This window comes from Aeromicrobium phragmitis (assembly GCF_003674095.1).
Lineage (GTDB): Bacteria > Actinomycetota > Actinomycetes > Propionibacteriales > Nocardioidaceae > Aeromicrobium > Aeromicrobium phragmitis.
The window spans coordinates 1-411 of the sequence record NZ_RDBF01000118.1 but is presented as its reverse complement, the minus strand read 5'-3'; the positions used below and the strand labels follow the sequence as shown (position 1 = coordinate 411).

The following is a 411-nucleotide window of genomic DNA, read 5'->3' as shown; positions in this document are numbered from 1 at the left end:
TCCTTCGACCAGGGCAACACCGCCGTCGCCGGCCAGATGCCCGAGGGCCGGAAGATCATCGTCACGACCAGCAGCACACCGAACAGCAGGAAGCGCCACTCGGAGAACTCACGGAGGAACTCCGGCGCGAGCGAGACGAACAGCGCGCCGATGATGACGCCCGGGGTCGAACCCATACCGCCGAGCACCACGGCCATGAGGATGAGGGCGGAGTACAGGAACTGGAAGCTGTTGGGCGAGATCGCGGTGAGGTGCGTGCCCATGAGCTGCCCGGCGAGACCGGCCCACACCGCGTCGATGATGTAGGCGGTGATCTTGGTGACGTACGTGTTGATGCCCATCGCCTCGGCGGCGTCCTCGTCGTCACGCACAGCCTTCCACGCGCGGCCCATCTTGCCGCGAGCCAGACGG

The 411-nt window shown here is 66.7% G+C and carries 1 protein-coding gene; it reads right to left on the bottom strand.

Annotated elements, in window-relative coordinates:
• On the bottom strand, positions 1-411 hold a 411-nt coding region (locus D9V41_RS16560), incomplete at both ends, for a branched-chain amino acid ABC transporter permease (protein ID WP_133434248.1).